Origin of the sequence: Streptomyces sp. NPDC052721, from assembly GCF_040678315.1 — a bacterium.
GTDB lineage: Bacteria > Actinomycetota > Actinomycetes > Streptomycetales > Streptomycetaceae > Streptomyces.
Window position 1 is genome coordinate 165,122 of record NZ_JBFATL010000001.1, and the last position, 24,802, is coordinate 189,923.

The 24,802-nt window shown below is 70.9% G+C and carries 19 protein-coding genes, 1 tRNA gene and 1 pseudogene; 8 read left to right on the forward strand and 13 right to left on the reverse strand.

What is annotated here, in order from left to right; translation table 11 throughout:
• Nucleotides 1-20 precede the first annotated feature (20 nt).
• The 4 genes from AB0L21_RS00775 (at nucleotide 21) to AB0L21_RS00790 (ending at nucleotide 4,725) form a co-directional block, all read left to right on the forward strand.
• A complete protein-coding gene (locus AB0L21_RS00775; RefSeq protein WP_365781648.1) occupies nucleotides 21-878 on the forward strand; it encodes an NmrA family NAD(P)-binding protein in 858 nt (285 codons plus the stop codon).
• On the forward strand, nucleotides 875-2,242 hold the full coding sequence (locus tag AB0L21_RS00780; RefSeq protein ID WP_365781424.1) for an aminotransferase class V-fold PLP-dependent enzyme: 1,368 nt from the start codon (nucleotides 875-877) through the stop codon (nucleotides 2,240-2,242). Before AB0L21_RS00775 ends, AB0L21_RS00780 begins: the two co-directional genes overlap by 4 nt.
• On the forward strand, nucleotides 2,239-3,651 hold the full coding sequence (locus AB0L21_RS00785; protein WP_365781426.1) for a SidA/IucD/PvdA family monooxygenase: 1,413 nt from the start codon (nucleotides 2,239-2,241) through the stop codon (nucleotides 3,649-3,651). Before AB0L21_RS00780 ends, AB0L21_RS00785 begins: the two co-directional genes overlap by 4 nt.
• Nucleotides 3,652-4,545: 894 nt before the next feature.
• Entirely contained in the window at nucleotides 4,546-4,725 is a 180-nt protein-coding gene (locus AB0L21_RS00790) for a hypothetical protein (RefSeq protein WP_365698739.1), read from the forward strand.
• On the opposite strand, the gene AB0L21_RS00795 is transcribed toward AB0L21_RS00790, so the two are convergent.
• Nucleotides 4,722-6,527, reverse strand: a complete 1,806-nt coding sequence (locus AB0L21_RS00795) for a 5'-nucleotidase C-terminal domain-containing protein (RefSeq protein ID WP_365698740.1) — start codon at nucleotides 6,525-6,527, stop codon at nucleotides 4,722-4,724. The genes AB0L21_RS00790 and AB0L21_RS00795 overlap by 4 nt on opposite strands.
• Before the next feature lie 232 nt (nucleotides 6,528-6,759).
• Between AB0L21_RS00795 and pyk the strand changes: the two genes are divergently transcribed.
• Nucleotides 6,760-8,196 (forward strand): pyruvate kinase, encoded by a 1,437-nt coding sequence (gene pyk / locus AB0L21_RS00800; protein WP_365781428.1) that lies wholly within the window; start codon nucleotides 6,760-6,762, stop codon nucleotides 8,194-8,196.
• Nucleotides 8,197-8,209: 13 nt separating this feature from the next.
• Here the strand turns inward: pyk and AB0L21_RS00805 are convergent.
• A pseudogene (locus AB0L21_RS00805) lies at nucleotides 8,210-8,669 on the reverse strand (hypothetical protein).
• A gap of 205 nt (nucleotides 8,670-8,874) precedes the next feature.
• Nucleotides 8,875-8,961: transfer RNA gene (locus AB0L21_RS00810), tRNA-Leu, on the reverse strand.
• Nucleotides 8,962-9,060: 99 nt separating this feature from the next.
• On the opposite strand from AB0L21_RS00810, the gene AB0L21_RS00815 reads away from it, so the two are divergent.
• Entirely contained in the window at nucleotides 9,061-9,720 is a 660-nt protein-coding gene (locus tag AB0L21_RS00815) for a response regulator (protein ID WP_365698742.1), read from the forward strand.
• A gap of 68 nt (nucleotides 9,721-9,788) precedes the next feature.
• Here the strand turns inward: AB0L21_RS00815 and AB0L21_RS00820 are convergent, their stop codons facing one another.
• From AB0L21_RS00820 to AB0L21_RS00860, 9 genes are all read right to left on the reverse strand, one after another.
• Entirely contained in the window at nucleotides 9,789-10,505 is a 717-nt protein-coding gene (locus AB0L21_RS00820) for an ABC transporter ATP-binding protein (protein WP_208031676.1), read from the reverse strand.
• Complete coding sequence (locus tag AB0L21_RS00825) at nucleotides 10,502-11,458, reverse strand: ABC transporter ATP-binding protein (protein WP_365781430.1); 957 nt, start codon at nucleotides 11,456-11,458, stop codon at nucleotides 10,502-10,504. The genes AB0L21_RS00820 and AB0L21_RS00825 overlap by 4 nt, the downstream gene beginning before the upstream one ends.
• Nucleotides 11,459-11,463: 5 nt before the next feature.
• Nucleotides 11,464-13,290: a branched-chain amino acid ABC transporter permease gene (locus tag AB0L21_RS00830; protein WP_365781432.1), complete on the reverse strand. Its 1,827-nt coding sequence runs from the start codon at nucleotides 13,288-13,290 to the stop codon at nucleotides 11,464-11,466.
• Nucleotides 13,291-13,295: 5 nt separating this feature from the next.
• Nucleotides 13,296-14,225: a branched-chain amino acid ABC transporter permease gene (locus AB0L21_RS00835; protein ID WP_365698745.1), complete on the reverse strand. Its 930-nt coding sequence runs from the start codon at nucleotides 14,223-14,225 to the stop codon at nucleotides 13,296-13,298.
• A 110-nt stretch (nucleotides 14,226-14,335) separates the two neighbouring features.
• Nucleotides 14,336-15,568, reverse strand: a complete 1,233-nt coding sequence (locus AB0L21_RS00840; RefSeq protein WP_365781434.1) for a branched-chain amino acid ABC transporter substrate-binding protein — start codon at nucleotides 15,566-15,568, stop codon at nucleotides 14,336-14,338.
• Nucleotides 15,569-15,858: 290 nt separating this feature from the next.
• Entirely contained in the window at nucleotides 15,859-16,494 is a 636-nt protein-coding gene (locus AB0L21_RS00845) for a Tat pathway signal sequence domain protein (RefSeq protein ID WP_365781436.1), read from the reverse strand.
• Nucleotides 16,491-16,901 (reverse strand): hypothetical protein, encoded by a 411-nt coding sequence (locus AB0L21_RS00850; protein ID WP_365781438.1) that lies wholly within the window; start codon nucleotides 16,899-16,901, stop codon nucleotides 16,491-16,493. Before AB0L21_RS00850 ends, AB0L21_RS00845 begins: the two co-directional genes overlap by 4 nt.
• Nucleotides 16,902-16,967: 66 nt before the next feature.
• Nucleotides 16,968-17,459: a hotdog fold thioesterase gene (locus AB0L21_RS00855; protein ID WP_365698749.1), complete on the reverse strand. Its 492-nt coding sequence runs from the start codon at nucleotides 17,457-17,459 to the stop codon at nucleotides 16,968-16,970.
• A gap of 48 nt (nucleotides 17,460-17,507) precedes the next feature.
• Nucleotides 17,508-19,820 (reverse strand): FdhF/YdeP family oxidoreductase, encoded by a 2,313-nt coding sequence (locus tag AB0L21_RS00860; protein ID WP_365781440.1) that lies wholly within the window; start codon nucleotides 19,818-19,820, stop codon nucleotides 17,508-17,510.
• A gap of 279 nt (nucleotides 19,821-20,099) precedes the next feature.
• On the opposite strand from AB0L21_RS00860, the gene polA reads away from it, so the two are divergent.
• On the forward strand, nucleotides 20,100-22,826 hold the full coding sequence (gene polA, locus AB0L21_RS00865; protein WP_365698751.1) for a DNA polymerase I: 2,727 nt from the start codon (nucleotides 20,100-20,102) through the stop codon (nucleotides 22,824-22,826).
• 536 nt (nucleotides 22,827-23,362) lie between these two features.
• Entirely contained in the window at nucleotides 23,363-23,764 is a 402-nt protein-coding gene (locus tag AB0L21_RS00870) for a hypothetical protein (RefSeq protein WP_365698752.1), read from the forward strand.
• On the opposite strand, the gene AB0L21_RS00875 is transcribed toward AB0L21_RS00870, so the two are convergent.
• A complete protein-coding gene (locus AB0L21_RS00875) occupies nucleotides 23,682-24,542 on the reverse strand; it encodes a DUF4184 family protein (protein WP_365781442.1) in 861 nt (286 codons plus the stop codon). The genes AB0L21_RS00870 and AB0L21_RS00875 overlap by 83 nt on opposite strands.
• Nucleotides 24,543-24,802: the final 260 nt, after the last annotated feature.

The following is a 24,802-nucleotide window of genomic DNA, read 5'->3' on the forward strand; positions in this document are numbered from 1 at the left end:
GCGGCTGGTCCTCGCCGACCATGCGACGGACCGGCCGCCGCTCCCAGGCCCGGGCGGTCGGTGATCGACCGGGCACCGGAGGCACCACCGCGATCGTAGTGACCGGCGCGACCGGCACCGCCGGCCGTGCCATCGCCGACCGTCACCTCGCCCCGGGACAGCCCGTCCGGGCGCTGACCCGCGACCCGCCGCGGCCCGCGAGCACGGCGTGCGGCACGCCGTGCCGCTCTCCAGCGGCATCGTCCAGGACGGTGCCGACGAGACCCACCCCCTCCACGTCATGCACACCACCACCGAGCGGCAGATCCGCGACAGCGGGCTCGACCGGACGTCCGTGCGGCCGGGCGCCTTCGCCACCAACGCGCTCCAGTACGCCCCACACATCCGCGCGGGCGCGTCCTGCCCGACAGCGGCCACGAGGGCGCCGTGCACCGGCTCACCGGACCCGAGGCGACCAGCGTCGCCGGCCGGGTCGCGGCGATCGGCGAGGCCCACGGCGGGAAGCTGACCTTCGTCGAGACCGACCCGGCCGAGGCGGGCCCGCAGCTGTACCCGCACGTGCCGCCGCAGATGCTCGAACGACCGCTGCGGACGTTCACCGCCACCGTCGGCGTCCCCAGGAGATCACCGGCACCGTGGAGGCTCACCGGCACCCCGGCCCGCACCTTCGCCCAGTGGGCCAGGGACCACACCGACGACGTCCGGGCGTATCCCCGCACCGGCCCCAACGCCTCCTGGGCATACGGCAGTACACACTTTCGGGTTCCGTTCGCCCGGCTTTCGGGACACAGGGCTCCCTTCCGGTACAAGCTGGAACTCCACCCCAAGCCGGAAGCCCGGACCCGCGGCGGGGTGCGCGAGCGGAGGAGGGTTCATGAGCACGCCACCCCTGGCCTCGGGTCCCGCCGGCCCCGACGCCCTGCGGCCCCTCCTCGACACCGTGCTCGACGCCCTCACGGCCGGCCGCGACGAGCGCGGCGGACCGCTTCCCGCCGGCGGACCGGACGCCGTCGCCGCGCGCGTCGCCGACGCCCTCGGAGACGTCCTGCCCGAGGCCGGCGACCCGGACGCCCTGCGCGCCCTCGTGCACGCGCTGGCCGCGGGCTCCGCCGACCCCGCCGACCCGCTGTGCACAGCCCATCTGCACTGCCCGCCGCTCGCCGTGGCCACCGCCGCCGACCTCGCCGCCAGCGCCCTCAACCCCTCCCTGGACTCCTGGGACCAGGCCCCGGCCGCCTCCGCCCTGGAGGCCGCCGTCACCCGCACCCTCGCCCGCACGGCCGGGCTCGCCGACGCCCTCGTCACCACCGGCGGCACCGAGTCCAACCAGCTCGCCCTGCTGCTCGCCCGCGAGGCACACGGCGGCGGCGTGCGCCTCGTGTGCGGCGCGAACGCCCACCACTCGCTGCCGCGCGCCGCCTGGCTGCTCGGCCTGCCCGACCCGGTCGTCATCCCGGCCCCCAACGGCACCCTCGACCCGGCCGCCCTCGACGAGGCCCTCACCGCGCTCCCCGGCCCGCTGCTCGTCGCCGCCACCGCCGGCACCACCGACGCCGGCCTCATCGACCCGCTGCCCGAGATCGCCGGCCTGTGCACCGCCCACGGCACCCGGCTGCACATCGACGCAGCCTACGGCGGCGGCCTCCTGCTCAGCGACCGGCACCGCGACAGACTCGCCGGACTCGAAGCCGCCCACACCGTCACCCTCGACCTGCACAAACTCGGCTGGCAGCCGGTCGCCGCCGGACTCCTCGCCGTCGCCCGCCCACACGAACTCACCACACTCCACCAGCGCGCCGACTACCTGAACGCCGACGACGACACCGAGGCCGGACTCCCCGACCTGCTCGGCCGCTCCCCGCGCACCAGCCGCCGCCCCGACATCCTGAAGATCGCCGTCACCCTGAAGGCGCTGGGCCGCAGCGGTCTCGGCGCCCTGGTCGACCAGGTCTGCGCCCGGGCCCGCGAGTTCGCCGCACTGGTCCGCGAGCACCCCGGCTTCGAACTGTACGACCGGCCCGTCATCAGCACCGTCCTGTTCCGGCCGGCCGAGGCCGACGACGACACCGTGGCCACCGTACGCCGACGGCTGCTGCACGAGGGCCGGGCCGTCCTCGGCCGCGCCCGGCTCGACGGCCGGCTCTGGCTCAAGGCCACCGTCCTCAACCCCCACACCCGGCCGGACGACCTGGCCCACCTGCTCAAACTCGTCGAACTCGCCGAAAGAAGCCTCCCCGGATGACCCACCCCCCACGCCACGAACCCGACTCCCCACGCGACCTGGTAGGCGTCGGCATCGGCCCCTGCAACCTCTCCCTCGCCGCGCTCGCCCAGCCGCTCGCCGAACTCGACGCCGTCTTCTACGAACAGCGCCCCCACTTCGACTGGCACCCCGGCCTGCTCATCGACGGCGCCATCGTCCAAGTGCCCTTCCTCGCCGACCTGGTGACCCTCGCAGACCCCACCAGCCCCTGGAGCTTCCTCAACTACCTCAAGGCCCGCGAGCGGCTCTTCCCCTTCTACTTCGCCGAGCACTTCCACATCCAGCGCGCCGAGTACGACGCCTACGGCCGCTGGGTCGCCGGACAGCTGCCCGGGCTGCGCTTCCGCCACCAGGTCGACGCCGTCCGCTGGAACCCCGAACGCGACGTGTTCGAAGTCGACTTCACCCAGCTGGACGCGGCCGGCGAGGCCGAGGCCCTCGGCCGCACCCACGCCCGCAACGTCGTCCTCGGCATCGGCGCGGCCCCCTACGTGCCCGACCCCCTCAGACCCCTGGTGGACGCGCTCGGCGTGCCCGTCATCCACGCCGCCGACTACCTCGACCACCGCGACAGCATCCTCGCCGCCGGGCATGTCACCGTCGTCGGCTCCGGACAGTCCGGCGCCGAGGTCTTCCTGGACCTGCTCCGGCACCGCCCCGCCGGCCAGGAGAAGCTGCACTGGATCGGCCGCACCGAGGCGTTCGCGCCCATGGAGTACTCCAAGCTGGGCCTGGAACACTTCACACCCGACTACACACGTTACTTCCACGCCCTCGCCGAGCCCGTGCGTGACCGGCTGACCGCCGCCCAGTGGCAGCTGCACAAGGGCATCGACGCCGGCACCATCGCCGCCATCCACGACGAGCTGTACCGGCGCACCCTGCACGGCGGCTGGCCCGACGCCGTCCTCACCCCCGGCGTCCGCGTCCGCACCGCCGGCCGGATCGCCACCAGCAAGATCGAGCTGCACCTGGAGCACCTCCAGCAGGACAGCCGCTCCCGGCTCACCACCGACGCCGTCGTCCTCGCCACCGGCTACCGCGAACGCCCCCTCGATCGCATCCTCGCCGGACTCGACCCCTGCATCCGCCGCGACAGCAGCGGACGCCCCCGCGTCGACGAGGAGTTCCGCCTCGTGCTGGATTCCTCGGTCACCGGCTCGGTCTACGTCCAGAACGCCGAGCTGCACACGCACGGCGTCGGCGCCCCCGACCTCGGCCTCGCCGCCTGGCGCAGCGCCACCATCCTCAACTCGCTCACGGGGAAGGGGCCGTACCCGCTCCCGTCCCGGACGGCCTTCACCTCCTTCGGACTCGAAGGGCCCGCCGCCCGGGTGCCGCAGGGCAGGCAACCGCAGCGGCTCACTCCGCTCATCGAGGGAAGGTGAACGTCGCCCAGGTCAGGTGAGCCGCCCGCCCGGAACAAGCCCACCGGCAACGGCGCTGGCGCCTGCCATGACCATGACCTGGACCCCGCCCACCGCGCCGCCGGCCAGACCCTGAGACAGCCCCTGCGCCCGGCCGGAGGAGGTGAGGCGCTACGGCTCACCTTCAGCAACCGCCACGGCAAGGAGCCCGTCGAGATCGGCGGAGCCCACCTCGCCACCCGCACCACCGGCCACGGCATCGACCCCGCGACCGGCATCACGCTCACCTTCGCGGGCAACCCGACCGCCAGGGACCCCGTCGAACGGCCCGCCACCGCCGGACAGGAACTCACCGTCACCCTCTACCTGCCCGGCGACACCGGCCCGACCACCTACTCGGCAGGCAGTGCCCTACGACATGGGCCACGCCGCGCCCGGCGACCAGCTGTCCGCCGAGCGGCTGCGGGACGCCGAGGAGGTGCCGACCGGCCACTTCGGGATCGCTTCCCGGCCCAGCTCAGCCGACGCCTCACCCAGGGCTGGATCGTGGGCCGGGGCATCTCCGGCAACCGGCTGCTCACCGACGATCGGCGCACGCCTGCTCGCCCGCATCGACCACGACGTCCTCACCGTCCCCGGCGTCAGCCACGTCCTGGTCCACATCGGCCTCAACGACCTGGGCGTGCCCGGCTTCCGCGCCCACCCCGAACCCGCCGACAGCCCGACGGCGGCCGATCTCGTCGCCGGGCTCACCGCCCTGGCCGAACGCCTGCGCGCCGTCGGCCTGATCGTCATCGGCTCCACCCTCGGCCCGTACCGGGGCACGGTCTATGAGGGTTACGACACCGAGTCCGGCCAGGCAGCGCGGCGCGAGGTCAACGTCTGGCTGCTCGGGGCGCGCCCCCCTGCGACGCGGTGGTGGACGTCGCCGCCGCCGTCGCGGACCCGGCCGAACCGGCGCGGATCCGTACGGATTTCGACAGCGGCGACGGCCTGCACGTCAACGACGCCGGCGCGAAGGCGATCGCCGACGCCGTCGACCTGTCACTCCTGCGGCTCCAGAGGCCTGCGGCTCTGGGAGATCCGCGGCTCTAGAAGACGGGCTTGCCGTCGCGCACCAGCTTCCAGTCCGCCGACGCGAAGTCCTTCGGGTCCAGGACACCCTTCGCGGTCACCCACTCCGCGATCCGGGTGCGGATCTCCGTCGACTCCGACCACAGCTGCTTCGCGGTGGCGACGTGCGGGAAGGCACCGCCGCCGTTGGCCCGGTAGTTGTTCACGGCGAGGACGAACTGCCGGTCGTCGTCCAGCGCGGCCCCGTTGAAGGTCAGGTTCTTGATCCGCGACCCGGCCGGCTGGGCGATGTCGATGTCGTACGACAGACCCGAGACGTAGTCGTAGTTGTAGTCCGGGCGGCCACCGGCGTTGGTCAGCTTCTCCACGTCCACCGTGGCGTCGGCGGCGGTCTGGACGTAGTACTCCGCCGAGTACTCCAGGTAGGCCCGGACCTGGGCGCCCGTCAGCAGCTTGGCGACCAGCGTGTTGTCGTACACGTACAGGCTCGACAGGTCCCGGATGGTGACGTCGCCGGCCGGGATCTCGGAGGTCCGGGAGAACGGCGAGGCCTGGGCGATCACCGGCAGCGAGGCGTACTCGGTGCCCGCGAGCGCGGCCCTGACCACGTCCTCCTGGACCTTGGTGATCAGGTCGATGATCGGGGCGTCCTTGTAGCGGGCCTCGACGGTCGTCAGGGTCTCGGTCGCCCGGCCCACGACCTGGTTGACGTACGCGACGACCTTCTCGTGCTCGTCGGTGAGCAGCTTGGTGATCTCCGGGTCGTCGGCCACGGCGTTGGAGTTGCGCAGCGAGGCGGAGACCGACTCGACCTCCCAGCGGCCCTTGCTGAACACCAGCTCGATGTCGAAGACGGTCAGCCGTTCGGCGTAGCACAGCGGCTCGGACAGGACGACCGTCTTGCCGGTCTTCTCGTTGACGACCTTCAGCTCCGGGATCTCCACGTGCGCGTGGCCGACCAGGATCGCGTCGATGCCCGGCACCTGCTTAGCCACGTTGGCCGCCGCGTTCTCCACGTACGGCACCTGGTCGCCGTACGACGACGTGCCCGAGGTGCCCGAGTGCGCGGAGACGACGACCACGTCGGCGCCCATGGACCTCAGCTTCGGCACCCACTTGGCGGCCTGCTCCTCCAGTCCCGGGAACGCGAGCTTTCCCTGGACGTAGGCCTTGTCCCAGATCGCGATGCCCGGGTTGGTCAGGCCGAGGACGGCGACCTTGACCGGCTTGGCGCCCGGCACGTGGAAGGTCTTCATGAAGTACGGGGGGAAGGCGGGCTTCAGCGTCTTCGCGTCCACCGCGTTGGCGCCGAGCAGCGGGAAGTCGAGCTGGTCCTCGAACTTCCGCAGCGTCTCGATGCCGTAGTTGAACTCGTGGTTGCCGAGGGCCGCCGCGTCGTACCCGATCGCGTTCATCGCCTGCGCCATCGGGTGCACCGGGCCGCCCTTGGCGGTGATCGGGTCGACCTTGGCGTAGTAGTAGGTGAGCGGGGTGCCCTGGATGGTGTCACCGGCGTCCAGGAGCAGCGTGTTGCAGCGGCCCTTCTCCTCGCGCACCTGCTCGACCAGGGTGGAGATGCGGGCCAGGCCCATCGCGTTGCCCGCCTTGTCGGCGTACTCGGCGTCCTTGAAGTAGTCCCAGTTGAAGACGTGCCCGTGCAGGTCGGTGGTGCCCATGACGGTCAGGGAGTACCGCTTCACGGGGTGCCCGGGCTTCCCGGCCTCCGCCGCCTCGGCCGCCGGAGCCGCCGCCGCGCCGGCGATCGCCACTCCCGCTCCGGTGGCGGCGGACTTCTTCAGGAACTTCCGGCGGTTCAACGGCATGTCTCGGTCTCCTTGGCGGTGGTACAGCAACACGCGACTACAACAACGCGCGTAGATTCTGACCTGAGCATGACTTACGACAACAGGTCCGGAAGGTTGCGATCTGGTGACCATCGCTCATAGGAGCGGACCGCCGCACAATTCAACACTTGTCAATGACCCCTTGCCCAAAGTCTCTTGAGTGGGCTACGACGCCAATTCTCTACCCGCCGGTAAGCCATAGGCTCGACTCATGCGCCGAGCAAAGATCGTTTGTACATTGGGGCCCGCCACCGACTCGTACGACCAGATCAAGGCACTGGTCGAGGCCGGAATGGACGTCGCCCGGTTCAACCTCAGCCACGGCACCCACGCCGAGCACGAGGAGCGGTACCAGCGCGTGCGAAAGGCGGCCGACGAGACCGGCCGCAGCGTCGGAATCCTCGCCGACCTTCAGGGTCCGAAGATCCGGCTCGGCCGCTTCGCCGAAGGACCCGTACTCCTTGAACGCGACGACACCTTCACCATCACCGTGGAGGAAGGCGTCGACGGCGACCGCCACCAGTGCGGCACCACCCACGCCGGCCTCGCCGCCGACGTCGCCCCCGGCGAGCGCATCCTCGTGGACGACGGCAAGGTCTGCCTGGAGGTCACCGACGTCGACGGCCCCCGCGTGCGCACCCGGGTGGTCGAAGGCGGCGTCATCTCCGACCACAAGGGCCTGAACCTCCCCGGCGTGGCCGTCTCCGTCCCCGCCCTCTCCAAGAAGGACGAGGACGACCTGCGCTGGGCCCTGCGCACCGGCTTCGACGTGATCGCCCTCTCCTTCGTCCGCAGCGGCGACGACGTCGTGGACGTGCACCGGATCATGGCCGACGAGGGCCGCCGCCTCCCGGTGATCGCCAAGATCGAGAAGCCGCAGGCCGTCGCCGACCTCGACGGCATCGTGGCCGCCTTCGACGGGCTGATGGTCGCACGCGGCGACCTGGGCGTGGAGATGCCGCTGGAGCAGGTACCGATCGTCCAGAAGCGCGCCATCAAACTCGCCAAGCGCAACGCCAAGCCCGTGATCGTCGCCACCCAGATGCTCGACTCTATGATCGAGAACTCCCGGCCCACCCGCGCCGAGGCCTCCGACGTCGCCAACGCGGTCCTCGACGGCACGGACGCGGTCATGCTCTCCGGCGAGACCAGCGTCGGCAAGTACCCGGTCGAGACCGTACGCACCATGGCGAAGATCGTCGCGGCGGCCGAGGAGGACATGCTCGCGGGGGGACTGCCGCCGCTGACCGAGCGGAACAAACCCCGCACCCAGGGCGGCGCGGTCGCCCGGGCCGCCGCCGAGATGGGCGACTTCCTCGGCGCGAAGTTCCTGGTCGCGTTCACCCAGTCCGGCGACACCGCCCGCCGGCTCTCCCGCTACCGCTCCCCGATCCCCCTCCTGGCCTTCACCCCGGAGCCGGCCACCCGATCCCAGCTCAGCCTCACCTGGGGCGCGGAGACCTTCCTCGGCCCGCACGTGGACTCCACCGACGCCATGGTCGGCCAGGTGGACGAACTGCTCCTGAAGTACGGCCGCTGCCGGAAGGGCGACGTCGTGGTGATCACGGCCGGCTCCCCGCCCGGCGTCTCCGGCTCGACCAACATGGTCCGCGTCCACCACATCGGCGAGGACGACAGCCCGAAGTGACGGGCGGCCCCGCTCAGTGCTTGGGGCCGACGTGGGCGTCCATGAGGGCGACGGAGGCTTTGCGGGCTATGGAGACGGTCAGGGCCGCGCGGCTCTGGTTGAGCGTCTTCCACTCGACACCGACCTTGTCGAGGGCGTCGGTGAAGAGGCGGACGATGTCGACCGAGGTGTTGGTGAAGAAGTAGCGCGGATACTCGTACCGCTTGCGACCCCGGATGAAATCCCAGGGGTGGGCGTCGACGATGGCCTGCTGCCAGGGTTCGAGGACGATGGGGCGCTCGTGTTTCTTGCCGGGACCGTGCTGGGGGAAGAGGCAGTGCACGTGCTTCGAGTGAGTAGTGGCTGATGTGTCCGTCGCCGAGGTACAGCCCGAGCAGATAGCTGTACGCAATCTCGTCCAGCTTCCGTCCGTGGCACCGCGGACAGGAGGGATCCTGGCGGCCTGGGCATTCACCCCGCTTCGCCCGGTCCATATGCTTTCAGTAGCCGACCGTCCCCACGGGTACGTTCAGCTTGCGGGCCACGTCTGCATTCTTCGCATCGCCGCGCAGCAGAGTGAGCGCCTTTTGTCGTACCTCTGTGCCATGGAAGTTCATGCGGCCACTCTCAGTCACCGAAGGCGGCCGTATACGGCAGAAAGCGGAGGATCACGCGAACGTGATCCTCCGCTTGAGGCCGTGGTGCCCGGTGTGGGATTCGAACCCACATGCCCAAAGGGCACGGCATTTTGAGTGCCGCGAGTCTGACCAGTTCCTCCAACCGGGCAAGCTGGGAAGCCCTGGGAAGTGTACCGGTTCACCGCGCGTCCCCGCAGCTAGGTACCCTGCTGGGAGCAGTGCCCCTGCCCCGTACCAAGGAGCCTCAGTGACCGCCCCCGAGTCGCCCCAGCCCGTAGACGCGCCCGACGACGACAAGTCGCACGTGCCTCCGCTGACGACCCGTGTCGTCATCGCCGAGGACGAGGCCCTGATCCGGCTCGATCTCAAAGAGATGCTGGAGGAGGAGGGGTACACCGTCGTCGGTGAGGCCGGGGACGGTGAGCAGGCCGTAGAGCTGGCCCGCGAGCACAAGCCGGACCTGGTCATCCTGGACGTGAAGATGCCCAAGCTGGACGGCATCTCCGCGGCCGAGAAGATCGCCGAGGAGTCCATCGCGCCGGTCCTGATGCTCACCGCCTTCTCGCAGCGCGACCTCGTCGAGCGCGCCCGGGACGCCGGTGCCATGGCCTACCTGGTCAAGCCGTTCAGCAAGAGCGACGTCGTCCCGGCGATCGAGATGGCCGTCTCCCGGTTCACCGAGCTGAAGCAGCTGGAGAAGGAGGTCGCCGACCTCACCCAGCGGCTGGAGACCCGCAAGCTGGTCGACCGCGCGAAGTCGATCCTGCAGACGGAGTACGGTCTGACCGAGCCGGCCGCGTTCCGCTGGATCCAGAAGACGTCCATGGACCGCCGCATGTCGATGCAGCAGGTCGCGGAGGCGGTCATCGCGGACAACCAGGAGAAGAAGGCGGCCAAGAAGGACTGAGCACCGCTCGTACGACAGAGGCCCGCGCCCCGGAGAAGGGGGCGCGGGCCTCGTCGTACACGAACGGGTCAGTCCTCGCCGAGGTAGGCCTTGCGGACCGACTCGTCGTGCAGCAGGTCCTGCCCCGTGCCGGACAGGACGATGTTGCCGACCTCCATGACGTGTCCCTGGTCGGCGAGTGAGAGCGCCGCCTGGGCGTTCTGCTCGACCAGCAGGATCGTCGTCCCCTGCGCCTTCAGCTCGGCGATCGTCGCCATGATCTTCTGCATCATGATCGGTGACAGACCCATCGACGGCTCGTCCAGCATCAGCAGTTTCGGCTGGGACATCAGCGCCCTGCCCATGGCGAGCATCTGCTGCTCGCCGCCGGAGAGGGTGCCCGCGGCCTGCTTGCGCCGTTCCCCGAGGATGGGGAAGAGGTCGTAGGCGCGCTGGATGTCCTTCTCGATGCCCGGCTTGTCGTTGCGCAGGAACGCGCCGAGGCGCAGGTTGTCCTCGATGCTCATGCGGGGGAAGATGTGCCGCCCCTCGGGGGAGTGGGCGAGGCCCAGGGAGACCACCTGGTGGGCGGGGACCTTCTTCAGCGATCTGCCGTTGAACCTGATCTGTCCGCCGACCGGCTTGAGCAGTCCGGACAGGGTGCGCAGGGTGGTGGTCTTGCCGGCGCCGTTGGTGCCGATGAGGGTGACGACCTGACCGGCCTCGACCTTGAAGGAGATGCCCTTGACGGCTTCGATCTTGCCGTAGGCGACCCTCAGGTCCTCGACTTCGAGCAGTGCGGTCATCGGTCGTTCTCCTTGCCGGGCGCGGCGTCGGTCGTGGTTTCGGCGCGTGCGCCGGTGGCCTCGGCCGTGGTGTCGGCGTGCGCCTCGGCGTGCGCCTCGGCGGCCTCCACCTCGGCCACCTCTTCGGCGCCGGGCGCGTCCTCGAAGGGCTCGCCGAGGTAGGCCGCGACCACGCGCTCGTCGCCCTGGACGGTGGCGCTGTCGCCCTCGATCAGCTTCTCGCCCTGGACGAGCACGGCGACGCGGTCGCACAGGTTGAAGATGAAGCGCATGTCGTGCTCGATGACGAGGACGGCGATGCCCATGTCCCGGATGGCGAAGACGAGTTCCTCGGTGGCCCGGGTCTCCTGGGGGTTCATGCCGGCGGTCGGCTCGTCGAGGAGCAGCAGGCCGGGCTCGCTGGCGAGGGCGCGGGCGATCTCCAGCTTGCGCTGTTCGCCATAGGGGAGGTTGCGGGCGAGGTGTTCGGCCTTGTGGTCGAGGCCGACGAACGCCAGCAGTTCCATGGCCCGGTCCCTGGAGGCCTTCTCGGCCTTGTGGAAGCCGGGGCCGCGCAGTACGGCCGACCAGAAGCCCTCCTTGGTGCGGGTGTGCCGGCCGACGAGCACGTTCTCCAGGACCGTCATGTTGGCGAACAGGCGGATGTTCTGGAAGGTGCGTGCGATGCCGGCCGCGGTGACCTTGAAGGACTTGGGCGGCAGGACGTCGCCCTTGTAGCGGACCTCGCCCTCGGTGGGGACGTAGAGGCCGGTGAGGCAGTTGAAGAAGGTGGTCTTTCCGGCGCCGTTGGGGCCGATGAGGCCGACGATCTCGCCGGCGCCGACGGTGAGGTCGACGCCGCGTACGGCGGTCAGGCCGCCGAAGCGCATGGTGACGCCGCGGGCGTCGAGGACGGTCTCGCCGGGCGCGGCGGCGCCGGGGGTGGTGTCCTTCGTGGTGGTGTCGGTGGTCATGGTGGTCAGGCCCCCGCCTTCGTCAGGAGGGTGGGTGCTTCCGCCTCTTCGTGGAATTCGAGCTGGCGGCGCCGGTTGGGGATGAGGCCCTCGGGGCGGAACCGCATCAGCAGGATGAGTGCGAGACCGAAGGCGAAGAGCTGGTAGTTGCCGAGGAACTGGAGCTTGTTCGGGATCAGGAAGAGCAGGGCCGCGCCGATCAGCGGGCCGCTGATGGTGCCCATGCCGCCGAGGACGACCGCGGCGAGCAGGAAGGCGGAGTTGGGGGGGATGGGGCCGGCGAACAGGTACTGCTCGGGTGTCACGGTGTAGGTGACGTGGGCCTGGACGGTGCCGGCGAGTCCGGCGAGGGAGGCGCCGACGGCGAAGGCGATGAGCTTGACGCGGAAGCCGTTGATGCCCATGGCGAGCGCGGCGGTCTCGTCCTCGCGGATGGCGACCCAGGCGCGTCCGATGCGGGAGTTGCCGCTGCGGCGGAAGACCAGCACCACGACCGCGGTGATGATCAGCATCAGGAAGAAGTAGTTGGCGAACCGGCCGATGGTGAAGCCGCCCATGTCGTGCTGGGCGCCGAAGTCGAAGCCGAGGACGTCGAGGTTGGGGATCGAGGAGATGCCGTTGGAGCCGTTGGTGATGTCGGGTCCGGAGGTGCCGTCGAGGTTGTTGGCGGTGATGCGGAAGATCTCACCGAAGCCGAGGGTGACGATGGCGAGGTAGTCGCCGCGCAGCCGCAGCGTCGGGGCGCCGATGAGCACGCCGAAGACGAGGGAGGCGGCGGCGCCGACGAGTACGGCGGCCCAGAACGGGAAGTGCACGTCGAACGGCGAGCTGGGGGAGCCGGAGACCAGGGCCGCCGCGTAGGCGCCGACGCCGAGGAAGGCGACGTATCCGAGGTCGAGGAGGCCGGCGAGGCCGACGACGATGTTCAGGCCGAGGGCGACGGTGGCGAAGATCAGGATGTAGACGCCGAGGGTCGCGTACTGGTCGTTGGTCTGGGTGAAGGGGAACAGTGCCGCCGCGACGAAGGCGCCGCAGATGGTGATGTTCGTGTGCCGGGCGGCGATCTGTGAGGCGTGGGCGATCAGGCCGGCCTTGTTGAGGGCGGCGAAGCCGAGGCCCGCGGTGATCAGGAAGCCGATGAACAGCTCGTCGTACTCGGTGCCGATGCCGTAGGTGAAGACGACCAGGCCGAGTGCGAGCATCGCGACGATGATCAGGAGCTCGGCGTACGAGGGCAGGGTGGCCACGGGCCGGGGGGCGCCGGCGGCGAAGACCGCCTTGGTGGTCTCCCACTTGTACGCGGCACCGTGCTTGAACTTCTCCCAGCCGGTGTCGTCGGGGTCGATGGGCTCGGGTTCGGGCCGTTCGAAGGGCAGGGCGAGGGCGCCGGCCAGGGCGGCGAGGCTGGCGACGGCGACGAGGAAGCCGCCGGGCTCCAGGTTGACGAGTCCGCCGAGGTCGACGCTGATGGCGAGGACGGTGTACCAGCTGGTGGCGAAGGTGGCGAGGGTGGCGAACCGCAGGGCCGCGTCGGGGCCGGCGGGTGCCAGCCATCCCAGGCCGCGGATGCCGTAGGAGGCCAGTGCGAACAGGGTGGCGAGGAGCGCGCTGATGAGGACGAGGACCTGCAGGCCGCCCGGGTAGCCGTAGACGGTGAGGTTGCCGGGGAAGTCGGTGGTCCAGGTCCAGGCGAGGAAGGTGGAGACGATCGTCAGCGCGCTGCCGCCGAGGGCGAGGGCGCGGGCGGCCTTCTCGGGCAGGGGCAGCAGGCCGGTCGGGGTGTCGGCCTTGCGGGCGCCGGGGGTGTCGGGTGCGGTGGTCTGTGTGGTCATCGGTCTCACGCCCTGTCCGCGACGCGCTCGCCGAGCAGGCCCTGTGGCCTGAACAGCAGTACGAGGATGAGGAGTACGAAGGCCCAGACGTCGGCCCAGGACTGGCTGCCGAACTTGTCCATGCCCGGGATGTCGGCGATGTAGGCGGTGGCCAGGGTCTCGGCCACGCCGAGGACGACGCCGCCGATCATGGCTCCGTAGATGTTGCCGATGCCGCCGAGGACGGCCGCGGTGAACGCCTTCAGACCGAGGATGAAGCCCATCCGGAAGTTGATCTCGCCGTACTTCAGGCCGTAGGCGACGGCTCCGACCGCGGCGAACGCGGCGCCGAGCGCGAAGGCGATCACGATGATGCGGTCGGTGTTGACGCCCATCAGCTTGGCGGTGTCGGGGTCCTGCGCGGTGGCCTGCATGCCGCGGCCGGTGCGGGTCTTCATCACGAAGTAGGCGAGGACGGCCATGCTGATCGGGGCCGCGACGACGAGGAAGATGTCGCCGGTCTGGATGGTGACGCTGCCGATCTCGAAGGGGCCGCCGGAGATCTGCGGGAAGGTGCGCGCGGACTTCGCCTCGGGGTACCAGGCCCACACGGCCTGCTGGAGTGCCAGCGAGAGGCCGATGGCGGTGATCAGGGGCGCGAGACGCGGGGCGTTGCGCAGTGGCCGGTAGGCGAACCGTTCCGCTCCGACGGCGATGGCGACCGCGACGACGACGGCGCCGATGATCATCAGCGGCAGCGCGATCCACATGCTGGTGCCGCCGGGGAGCCAGAGCCAGACGGTGAGAGCGCCGAACGCTCCCGTCATGAATATCTCGCCGTGGGCGAAGTTGATGAGCTGGACGATGCCGTAGACCATTGTGTAGCCGATGGCGACCAGCCCGTACATGGATCCTAGTAGCAGGCCGTTGACCAGCTGCTGCGGCAGTTCGTTCACCGCATGTCCTCCGAGCGTTCGGAAAGTGCGAGGGATGTGGCCGGATGCGAGTCCGCGCGGGGCGCCAGTGGAACAGCGCCCCGCGCGGCTCGTGAGGGGTTCAGGCGGGATCAGCCGGTGTAGGTACCGGACTTGACGGGAACCCAGGCACCGTTCTTCACGGCGTACACGGTGAGCTGCTTGTTGGTGGCGTCACCGTACTCGTCGAAGGAGACCTTGCCGGTCACGCCGTCGAAGGCCACGCCCTGCATGGCCTCGGTGACCTTCGCGCGGGCGTCGGAGGGCAGCTTGCCGCCGTTGGCGTCGACGACCTTCTTCACGGCCTCGATGACCGCCCAGGCGGAGTCGTAGGCGTAACCGCCGTACGCCGAGTACTCCTCCTTGTAGCCCGCGGCCTTGTAGTCGGCGACGAACTGCTTGGCGGAGGGCAGGTCCTCGACCGGGGCGCCGACGGAGGTGGCCAGGTCGCCGGTGGCCTCGGAGCCCGCCAGCTTCATGAACGTGTCGTCCTTGATGCCGTCACCGCCGACCAGCGGGATCTTGGCGCCGGCGGCCTTGATCTGCTTGCTGAGCGGGCCGGCCTGCGGGTACTCGCCGCCGTAGTAGACGACCTCGGCACCGGAGTTCTTCACCTTGGTGGCGACCGCGGAGAAGTCCTTGGCGTCGGGGTTGATGTGCTCGGTGCCGACCACCTTGCCGCCGAGCTTCTTGAACTCCTCGGTGAAGGTGGCGGCGAGGCCGGAGCCGTAGGTCTTCTTGTCGTCGATGACGAAGACCTTCTTCTTCTTGGCGGTGTTGAAGACGTACTGGGCGGCGAACGGGCCCTGGATGGCGTCCGTGGTCGCGGTGCGGAAGTACGCCTTGTACGGACGGACCTTCTTGTTCTGCCAGTCCGGGCCCTGGGTGAGGGCCGGGCCGGTGTTGGCCGGGGAGACCTCGACCAGCTTGGCGTCGTCGAAGACCTTCTGCATCGACTCGGCGACCGAGGAGTTCAGCGGGCCGACGACACCGAGAACGTCCTGCTCGGAGACGAATTTCGAGGCGTTCTGCTGGCCGGCGGACGGCTGCGCCTGGTCGTCGAGGGCCTCGATCTTGAAGGTGACGCCCTTGACGAGCTTCTGCTTGTTGGCGTTCCGGACGGCGAGGTCCGCCGAGTTCTTGATACCGAGGCCCATGGCGGACAGGTCGCCGGTCAGGGGGGCGTCGACGCCGATGACGACGGTGCTGCCGCCGTTGTCGGAGTCGGAGCCCTTGTCGCCGCTGTCGCGCGAGCCGCAGGCGGTGAGGGTGAGCGCTCCCGCCGCCAGCGCGGCGGTGATGGCGATAAGCGAACGTTGACGCACGATCAGTCCTTTCCCCAGGCACAACCGCCTCCCCGTGGAAGCGGCCGAGTCGCGCGCCGCGCTGAATTGGAGAATCCGAAGGCGCGGTGACTGGCCGTGACTCTAAGCGTGTGTGGGGAACGTGGAGGAGTGTCTGACCGAGGCTGTGACGCTCTTGTTATGACACGACGTAATGCAGAGCGGTACTTGGTGGGGTGGAAGGTGGAATTCAGGTGGATTCGCACCGTCCGCATTGTGAGAACCCGCAGGACTCGCCTTGATCCATCCAGGCGTCTCAGCGGTTTTGGTGATTACCGAAAACTGTTGCTGCAGGCTACTTGCAGGGCGCGTGAGAGGTCCTGTGCGTAACGGGGGCCCAGGATGAAGCTCTGTGTCTGTATTGCGCGCGCATTACGCAGAGTTACGTCCAGGAAAGGGAGTCCGGCGTTCTTGGGTACTTTTTCGCATTCCGTCACATGCATCGTGATCGTGACCTTGCGGGCGGAACCCGACCTCGTCCGAAACGGAACGGGTGGCTCCGTACTCAGGGACAGCCCCGCGTACGGCTGGGTCACCCGGGTCACGGTGACCGGCGGCCCCGAGGTCACGCTCAGCAGCACGGCGAAGCTGAAGCTGCGTGGCGGGGCGCCCGCGGGAGTGGTCCGGCCGTCGAGGTAGGTCATGTCCACCACCTGGACGGGGTAGGGCACTTGCGCCTTGGTGCCGGCCGGGTGCGGGGGCGGCTGCTGCGGCCGGGTGGCGTACAGATAGCCGCCGCCCGCCAGGGCGACGGCCGTGGCGGCGAGGGCGACGGCGATCCGCCGGTGGCGGGCGTACCAGGCGGCCAGGGCCGCGCGTCTCCGGCCGGGCGGACGGGGGTTCTGCGGCCGCCGGCCGTCCCGTGCGCGCGTGCCCTCACCGGGCTCCAGGGGGCCGATGCCGCTCATGTCCAGGGACCTCCGCTCGGGGTCCCGTGACGGTAGCGCGCCGTACACGCCGTACGGGCCTGACGGGCCATCAACTGGTTAGCCGGGTCTGGCCCTTGGCGCTTCCGCACGGAGCGTCCCGCCGCCACGACGTCCCTCAGGATCTGGTACTGACCGTGGGACAGGCCCATCGACTGGTAGTCGCCGTAGGTGCCGTCGGCGAGCATCTTGCGGGCCCAGTACGTGACGAGCCTGGTGCACAGGTCGGCGTCCGAAGTCGGCTGCGCCGAGGGCGAGGCCGAGGCCGGGGCGGGGGAAGGAGCGGAGCCGTCCGGTCCGGTGCAGCCCGTCGTGCACAGCAGCGCCGGCAACGCCAGCCCGAACACCAGGAACCTCACCCCCGGCCGGGGGCCTCCTCGCCGTCCCATGTGCCGAAGCTAAGGGGAGGGAGGGCGAGGGGCAACGGTCCGGCAGAGGGCGCGGCGAAGCGGGGCTCAGCTCGCGGCGGACTCCGCGGGCGCTGCGTCGCCCGGCCGGACCTCGCGCAGCAGGCAGGTCAGCCGGGCGGTGCAGACGCGGCGGCCCTCCTCGTCGCTGATCACGATCTCGTACGTCGCCGTCGACCGCCCCCGGTGCACCGGCGTGGCCACGCCCGTCACCAGGCCGGAGCGGACCCCGCGGTGGTGCGTGCAGTTCAGGTCCACCCCGACGGCGATCTTCGAGGCGCCGCCGTGCAGCATGGAGCCGACCGAGCCCAGCGTCTCCGCCAGCACCGCGGAGGCGCCGCCGTGCAGCAGGCCGTACGGCTGGGTGTTGCCCTCCACCGGCATGGTCCCGACGACCTTGTCCGCCGAGGCCTCCAGGATCTGCACGCCCATCCGCGTGCCCAGATGCCCGGCCGAGAACAGGGCGGGCAGGTCCACGCCGAGCGCCGCGTACTCGTCGATGACCTCCTGCGGGAACTTCACTCGCTGCTGCTCACCCATGGGCCCGGCTCCGTTCGTCGTCCAGCTGTCTGCTCGCTGAGCAAACGCTCAGTCGGCCGCCGATTGTTCCAGACGGCTCCCGGCGGTGCCGGTGTGGTCCTCCAGTCGTACGACGACGGACTTGCTGGCCGGGGTGTTGCTGGTGTCGGCGGTGGCGTCCAGCGGCACCAGCACGTTCGTCTCGGGGTAGTACGCCGCCGCACACCCCCGGGCCGTCGGATACAGCACCACCCGGAAACCGGGCGCCCGCCGCTCCACCCCGTCCCTCCACTCGCTCACCAGATCGACGTACGACCCCTCGGCGACCCCGAGCGACCGCGCGTCCTCGGGATGCACCAGCACCACCCGGCGCCCGCCCGTGATGCCCCGGTACCGGTCGTCCAGGCCGTAGATCGTGGTGTTGTACTGGTCGTGCGAGCGCAGGGTCTGCAGCAGCAGCCGGCCCTCGGGCAGCGCCGGGTACTCCACCGGCGCCGCCGTGAAGTTCGCCTTGCCCGTGGCGGTCGGGAAGCGCCGCTCGTCGCGCGGGGCGTGCGGCAGCGCGAAGCCGCCGGGCCGGGACACGCGCGCGTTGAAGTCCTCGAAACCGGGGATCACGCGCGCGATGCGGTCACGGATCGTCGCGTAGTCCTTCGCGAACTCCTCCCACGGCACGACACTGCGCTCGCCGAGCACCCGGCGGGCGAGACCGCAGACGATGGCCGGCTCGGACCGCAGCTGCGGGCTCGCGGGCCTCAGCCGCCCGCGCGAGGCGTGCACCATGCCCATGGAGTCCTCGACCGTCACGAACTGCTCGCCGCTGTCCTGCACATCGCGCTCCGTCCGGCCCAGGGTGGGCAGGATCAGCGCCCGCGCGCCCGTGACCACGTGCGAGCGGTTCAGCTTGGTCGACACATGCACGGTCAGCCGCGCGCGGCGCATCGCGGCCTCGGTGACCTCCGTGTCCGGCGAGGCGGAGACGAAGTTGCCGCCCATGGCGAAGAACACCTTCGCCTCGCCGTCGCGCAGCGCCCGGATGGCCCGTACGACGTCGAAGCCGTGCTCGCGCGGCGGCGCGAACCCGAACTCCTTCTCCAGGGCGTCCAGGAACGCCGGCGCGGGCCGTTCGAAGATGCCCATGGTGCGGTCGCCCTGGACGTTGCTGTGCCCGCGCACCGGGCACACGCCCGCCCCCGGGCGGCCGATGTCGCCGCGCAGCAGCAGGAAGTTGACCACCTCGCGGATGGTCGGGACGGCGTGCTTGTGCTGGGTGAGGCCCATGGCCCAGCAGACGATGGTCCGCTGCGAGGCGAGGACCATCCCGAGGGCCCGCTCGATCTCCGCGCGCGTGAGGCCGGTCGCGGTCAGCGTCTCCTCCCAGTCGGCGGCACGCGCGGCCTCGGCGAACTCCTCGAAGCCGTGGGTGTGTTCGCGGACGAACTCCTCGTCGACAGCGCCGTCGGTCTCCAGGATCAGCTTGTTGAGGAGCCGGAAGAGGGCCTGGTCGCCGCCGATGCGGATCTGCAGGAACAGGTCGGTGAGGGCGGCGCCCTTGAGGAGTCCCTGCGGGGTCTGGGGGTTCTTGAAGCGCTCCAGGCCCGCCTCGGGCAGCGGATTGACGCTGATGACCTTCGCGCCGTTCGCCTTGGCCTTCTCCAGCGCGGAGAGCATGCGCGGATGGTTCGTGCCCGGGTTCTGGCCCGCGACGATGATCAGGTCGGCCTTGTACAGGTCCTCCAGCAGGACGCTGCCCTTGCCGATCCCGATGGTCTCGCTGAGCGCCGACCCGGACGACTCGTGGCACATGTTCGAGCAGTCCGGCAGGTTGTTCGTGCCCAGCTCGCGCGCGAAGAGCTGGTACAGGAACGCGGCCTCGTTGCTGGTGCGGCCGGAGGTGTAGAAGACGGCCTCGTCCGGGGAGCCGAGGGCGGCGATCTCCTCGGCGACGATGTCGAAGGCCCGCTCCCAGGAGACCGGCTCGTAATGCGTGCCGCCCTCGGGGAGGTACATGGGGTGCGTGAGCCGGCCCTGCTGTCCCAGCCAGTAGCCGCTGCGGCCGGACAGGTCCGCGACGGAGTGCGCGGCGAAGAACTCGGGCGTGACCCGGCGCAGCGTGGCCTCCTCGGCCACCGCCTTGGCGCCGTTCTCGCAGAACTCCGCCGTGTGCCGGTGGTCCGGCTCCGGCCAGGCGCAGCCCGGGCAGTCGAAGCCGTCCTTCTGGTTCACGCGCAGCAGCGTCAGCGCGGTGCGCTTCACACCCATCTGCCGCTGGGCGATGCGCAGCGTGTGCCCGATGGCCGGCAGCCCCGCCGCCGCGTGCTGGGGCTCCGCGACCTGCGGCGCGTCCTGGACCGGATCACCCTTGGGCGGCTTCGTCGCCATCGCACGCTCCCCTTCGACTGCGTGTGAGAAGTACGCCGACGATCCTCCCACGGCCCGCTGACAACGGTGCCGGGCGGGCCGGGCGGGAGGCGGCGGGGAGGCGGCGGCATTGCTTGCGTGGGCTCTGCGGCGCGTTGCGCCCGAGGGCTCCTCGTCGCGGTGAGTGACCATGGCCTGCGCAGGGCTCTTGTCGCCGTGAGTGACCGAGAGGCAGCCGATCGTCTCCCCGGGGCAACCGCCCGGCCCGCGCTGTCAGTGGCTCGTGGCAGGATCGGGGACGTGGCAGAGACAGCATCGAAGCAGACCGACAAGACCCCCGGCGGCACCCGTCCCCGGCTGATGCTCATGGACGGGCACTCGCTGGCCTACCGCGCGTTCTTCGCGCTGCCCGCGGAGAACTTCACGACCGCGACCGGCCAGCCGACGAACGCGATCTACGGCTTCGCGTCGATGCTGGCCAACACCCTGCGTGACGAGGCGCCCACGCACTTCGCGGTGGCCTTCGACGTCTCCCGCAAGACCTGGCGCTCCGAGCGGTTCACCGAGTACAAGGCGAACCGCTCCAAGACCCCCGACGAGTTCAAGGGCCAGGTCGAGCTGATCGGCGAACTGCTCGACGCGATGCACGCCCCGCGCTTCGCCGTCGACGGGTACGAGGCGGACGACGTCATCGCCACCCTCGCCACCCAGGCCGAGGCCGAGGGCTTCGAGGTGCTGATCGTCACCGGCGACCGCGACTCGTTCCAGCTGGTCACCGAGAACACCACCGTGCTCTACCCGACCAAGGGCGTCTCGGAGCTGACCCGGTTCACCCCGGAGAAGGTTTTCGAGAAGTACGGCTTGACGCCCGCCCAGTACCCGGACTTCGCGGCCCTGCGCGGCGACCCGTCCGACAACCTCCCCGGCATCCCCGGCGTCGGCGAGAAGACCGCCGCGAAGTGGATCAACCAGTTCGGCTCCTTCGCCGAGCTGGTCGAGCGGGTCGGGGAGGTCAAGGGCAAGGCCGGGCAGAACCTCCGCGACCACCTGGAGTCCGTCAAGCTCAACCGCGTTCTCACCGAGCTGGAACGCCAGGTGGAGCTGCCGAAGACGGTCGCCGACCTGGAGCGGGCCCCGTACGACCGCAAGGCCGTCGCGATGGTCCTGGACACCCTGGAGATCCGCAACCCGTCGCTGCGCGAACGGCTCTTCGCCGTCGACCCCGGCACGGAGGAGGCCGAGGCCACCCCGGTCACCACCGGCGGCGTCGAGATCGACGGCAGGATCCTGCGCACCGGCGAGCTGGCCCCCTGGCTCGCCGAGCACGGCGCCGGCCCCCTGGGCGTCGCCACCGTCGACACCTGGGCGCTGGGCGCCGGCTCCGTCGCCGAGGTCGCCCTCGCCGCGGCCGGGGGAGCGGCGGCCTGGTTCGACCCGGCCGAGCTGGACGAGGCCGACGAGAACGCCTTCGCCGCCTGGCTGGCCGACACGGCCCGCCCCAAGGTGTTCCACAACGCCAAGGGCGCCATGCGTGTCTTCGCCGAGCACGGCTGGAGCGTCGAGGGCGTGACCATGGACACCGCGCTCGCCGCCTACCTGGTCAAGCCCGGCCGCCGCTCCTTCGACCTGGACGCGCTGTCGATGGAGTACCTGCACCGCGAGCTGGCCCCCGCCGCGGCGGCCGACGGCCAGCTGGCCTTCGGCGCGGACGAGGGCGCCGAGGCCGAGGCCCTGATGGTCCAGGCCCGCGCCGTCCTGGACCTCGGCACGGCTTTCGAGGACCGCCTCCAGGAGGTCGGCGCGGCGGACCTGCTCCGCGACATGGAGCTGCCCACGTCCGCGCTGCTCGCCCGCATGGAGCGCCACGGCATCGCGGCGGACCGGCCGCACCTCGAAGCGATGGAGCAGATGTTCGCGGGCGCCGTGCAGCAGGCCGTGAAGGAGGCGCACGCGGCGGCCGGCCACGAGTTCAACCTGGGCTCGCCCAAGCAGCTCCAGGAGGTCCTCTTCGGCGAGCTGGCCCTGCCGAAGACGAAGAAGACCAAGACCGGCTACACCACGGACGCCGACGCCCTGGCCTGGCTCGCCACCCAGACCGACAACGAACTGCCGGTGATCATGCTCCGGCACCGCGAGCAGGCCAAGCTCCGGGTCACCGTCGAGGGCCTGATCAAGACCATCGCGGGCGACGGCCGTATCCACACCACCTTCAACCAGACGGTGGCCGCGACCGGGCGTCTGTCCTCCACCGACCCCAACCTGCAGAACATCCCCGTCCGCACGGACGAGGGCCGGGCGATCCGCCGGGGCTTCGTGGTCGGGGAGGGCTTCGAGTCCCTGATGACCGCGGACTACAGCCAGATCGAACTGCGCGTGATGGCCCACCTCTCCGAGGACGCGGGCCTGATCCAGGCGTTCACCTCCGGCGAGGACCTGCACACCACGGCCGCCTCCCAGGTGTTCGGCGTCGAGCCCGGCGCGGTCGACGCCGAGATGCGCCGCAAGATCAAGGCGATGTCGTACGGCCTCGCGTACGGCCTGTCGGCGTTCGGCCTCTCCCAGCAGCTGAACATCGAGGCGGCCGAGGCGCGGGCCCTGATGGACGCGTACTTCGAACGCTTCGGCGGGGTCCGGGACTATCTGCGCCGGGCGGTCGACGAGGCACGGGCGACGGGCTACACGGCGACGCTCTTCGGGCGCCGCCGCTACCTGCCCGACCTCAACAGCGACAACCGCCAGCGCCGCGAGGCGGCCGAGCGCATGGCCCTCAACGCGCCCATCCAGGGCACGGCGGCGGACATCGTGAAGATCGCCATGCTCAAGGTGGACAGCGCGCTGCGGGCGGCGGACCTGAAGTCCCGCATGCTCCTCCAGGTCCACGACGAGATCGTCCTGGAGATCGCCCCCGGCGAGCGGACGGCCGCGGAGGAGATCGTCCGCCGCGAAATGGCGGGCGCCGTACAGCTCAGGGCCCCGCTGGACGTCTCGGTGGGCGTGGGCCCGGACTGGGAATCGGCGGCCCACTAGCCCGCGGCACGTGGGGGGTGACCGAGGGAAGGCGGGCGTCGCGGCCAAGAGTGATCAACTTCTCCGCCGCAACGCCGATCACCCTCCACGGCGCAGCCCGGCGGTGCCGAACCCCCCGCACCCCCGGCCGCCTCACGTCCACCCGACACCCCGGCGGTGCCGAACCCCCCGCGGCCCTGCCGCAGCCCGGCGGTGCCGCACCCACCGCACTCCCGGCCGCCTCGTGTCCACCCGACACCCCGGCGGCCTCACCGCTATCCCACATCCCCGGCGGCCTCACCACCACCCGGCACCCCGGCGGCATCACCATCCACCCACACCCCGGCGGCCTCACCGCTACCCCACACCACCGAAGGCCTCAGCTCCACCCCGACACCCCGGCCGCCTCACCTCCACCCCAACACCCCGGCCGCCTCACCATCCACCCCACACCCCCCGGATTCGAACACCCGGCCGATCCCCCGGAGGGGTCCGTCACAACCCGAACGGCCCCCGCCAAAACGCCCCCCACCCCTCGCAGCCGCAACACTGCGGGCATGGGTATACGCATGCTTCACCGCCGGACGCCCGAGGCAGCAGCCGGGGTCTGGGCGGACACCGCCTCGACGCAGGCCGTGCCCGCCGCGCCGGTGCCGGCCCTCGCGGCCGACGCAAGCACCGCCCGCATCCCGGCCGATCTGGCCACGAGCGTCCGCAACGTCCCCAAGGACCTCCGGCGCAGGGTCGCCGGCCGCGCGGCCCGCACCCCCGACTGGCGTCAGTGGGCCGACCTGGCCCGCGGCTATGCCGCCCTCGTCCTCACCCTGATCCCGAGATCACGCCCCCGGCCCACGCTCACGGTCTTCGTCGCGTCCGTCACCGAGCGACCGGCCGGCCCCGGCCGGCACCGACCACCACGCCGGGATCCCCGGGACCAGCGGCCGGACGCCAGACCCTGACCCCGACGGCGTACAGCAGCAGCCCCAGGACCAGCCCGGCGCCCACTCCGAAGCACAGGGTGGGCACCAGCTCCCACGGCCCCGCGGCCGTACCCCGCCGCTCCCGCCACCGCGCCGTCCGCTGCGCCGCCGCGGCCAGCGCGCAGCCGCCGATCACCGTGAGCGCCCAGCACCGGCCCCGCACGGACAGCACCGGCACCCCCGCCGGCACCCCGTCCGGCGCCCGTCGCAGCGCGCGCAGCACGAACACGGCGATCGCCACGGCACCGGCGGCCGACGAGCCGTACTGCAGCCAGGTGAACAGGGGCATGCCCGCCGGACGGGCCCGCCCGATGGCCGGAATCAGCCGCGTGCCCCACCGGTCGTGATGCGTGAACGCGTCCCACACCACATGGGTGAGCGCGCCGAGCACCGCGGAGGCGTACCACCACCCCACCGGCGCGGCCCGTACGCGCGCGCGGGGCGCACCGGAGCGCAGCAGAGCGGCCGGCCGGCCCTGCCGGGCCCGTGGCAGCAGCGCGAGCAACGGCTCCCGCACCAGCAGCCACAACCCCGCCAGAGCCCAGGCGATGGGCACGTCGACCGTGACGACGCCGGCGAACGCGTGCGTGACCGCGCCGAACTCCATGCCGCCCGGCAGGACACCGGCCGCGTAATAGGGCATGTCGGGCGCGAAGGAGCCCGCGACGAGCACCGTCGGCACCAGCCGGCCCCGGCCGCTCCCGTCCCGGCGGACCGCGGGCAGCACGGCCGCGGCATGGCTGAGCGTGAACGGCAACAGAGCCCCCCGCAGTGGTCGGCGGCCCGGAACGCGGCGCCGGTGATCAGGTCAGCTCAGTATGCGTGAGCGCCGCCCTGGGCAGGCGCGGGCAACGACAGTTGGCCAACCGGTGAAATCCGGGCGTGAACCGGTGCAGGTTCCAAGCAAGTTGTCGTAGGGTCACCTGCGTCGCGGTGCCGGCGCACGGCCGTACACCCATCGCACGGAGGGAAAGGCGGAACAGGCGCAACCACGGCACCGGGTCAACCGTCACACCA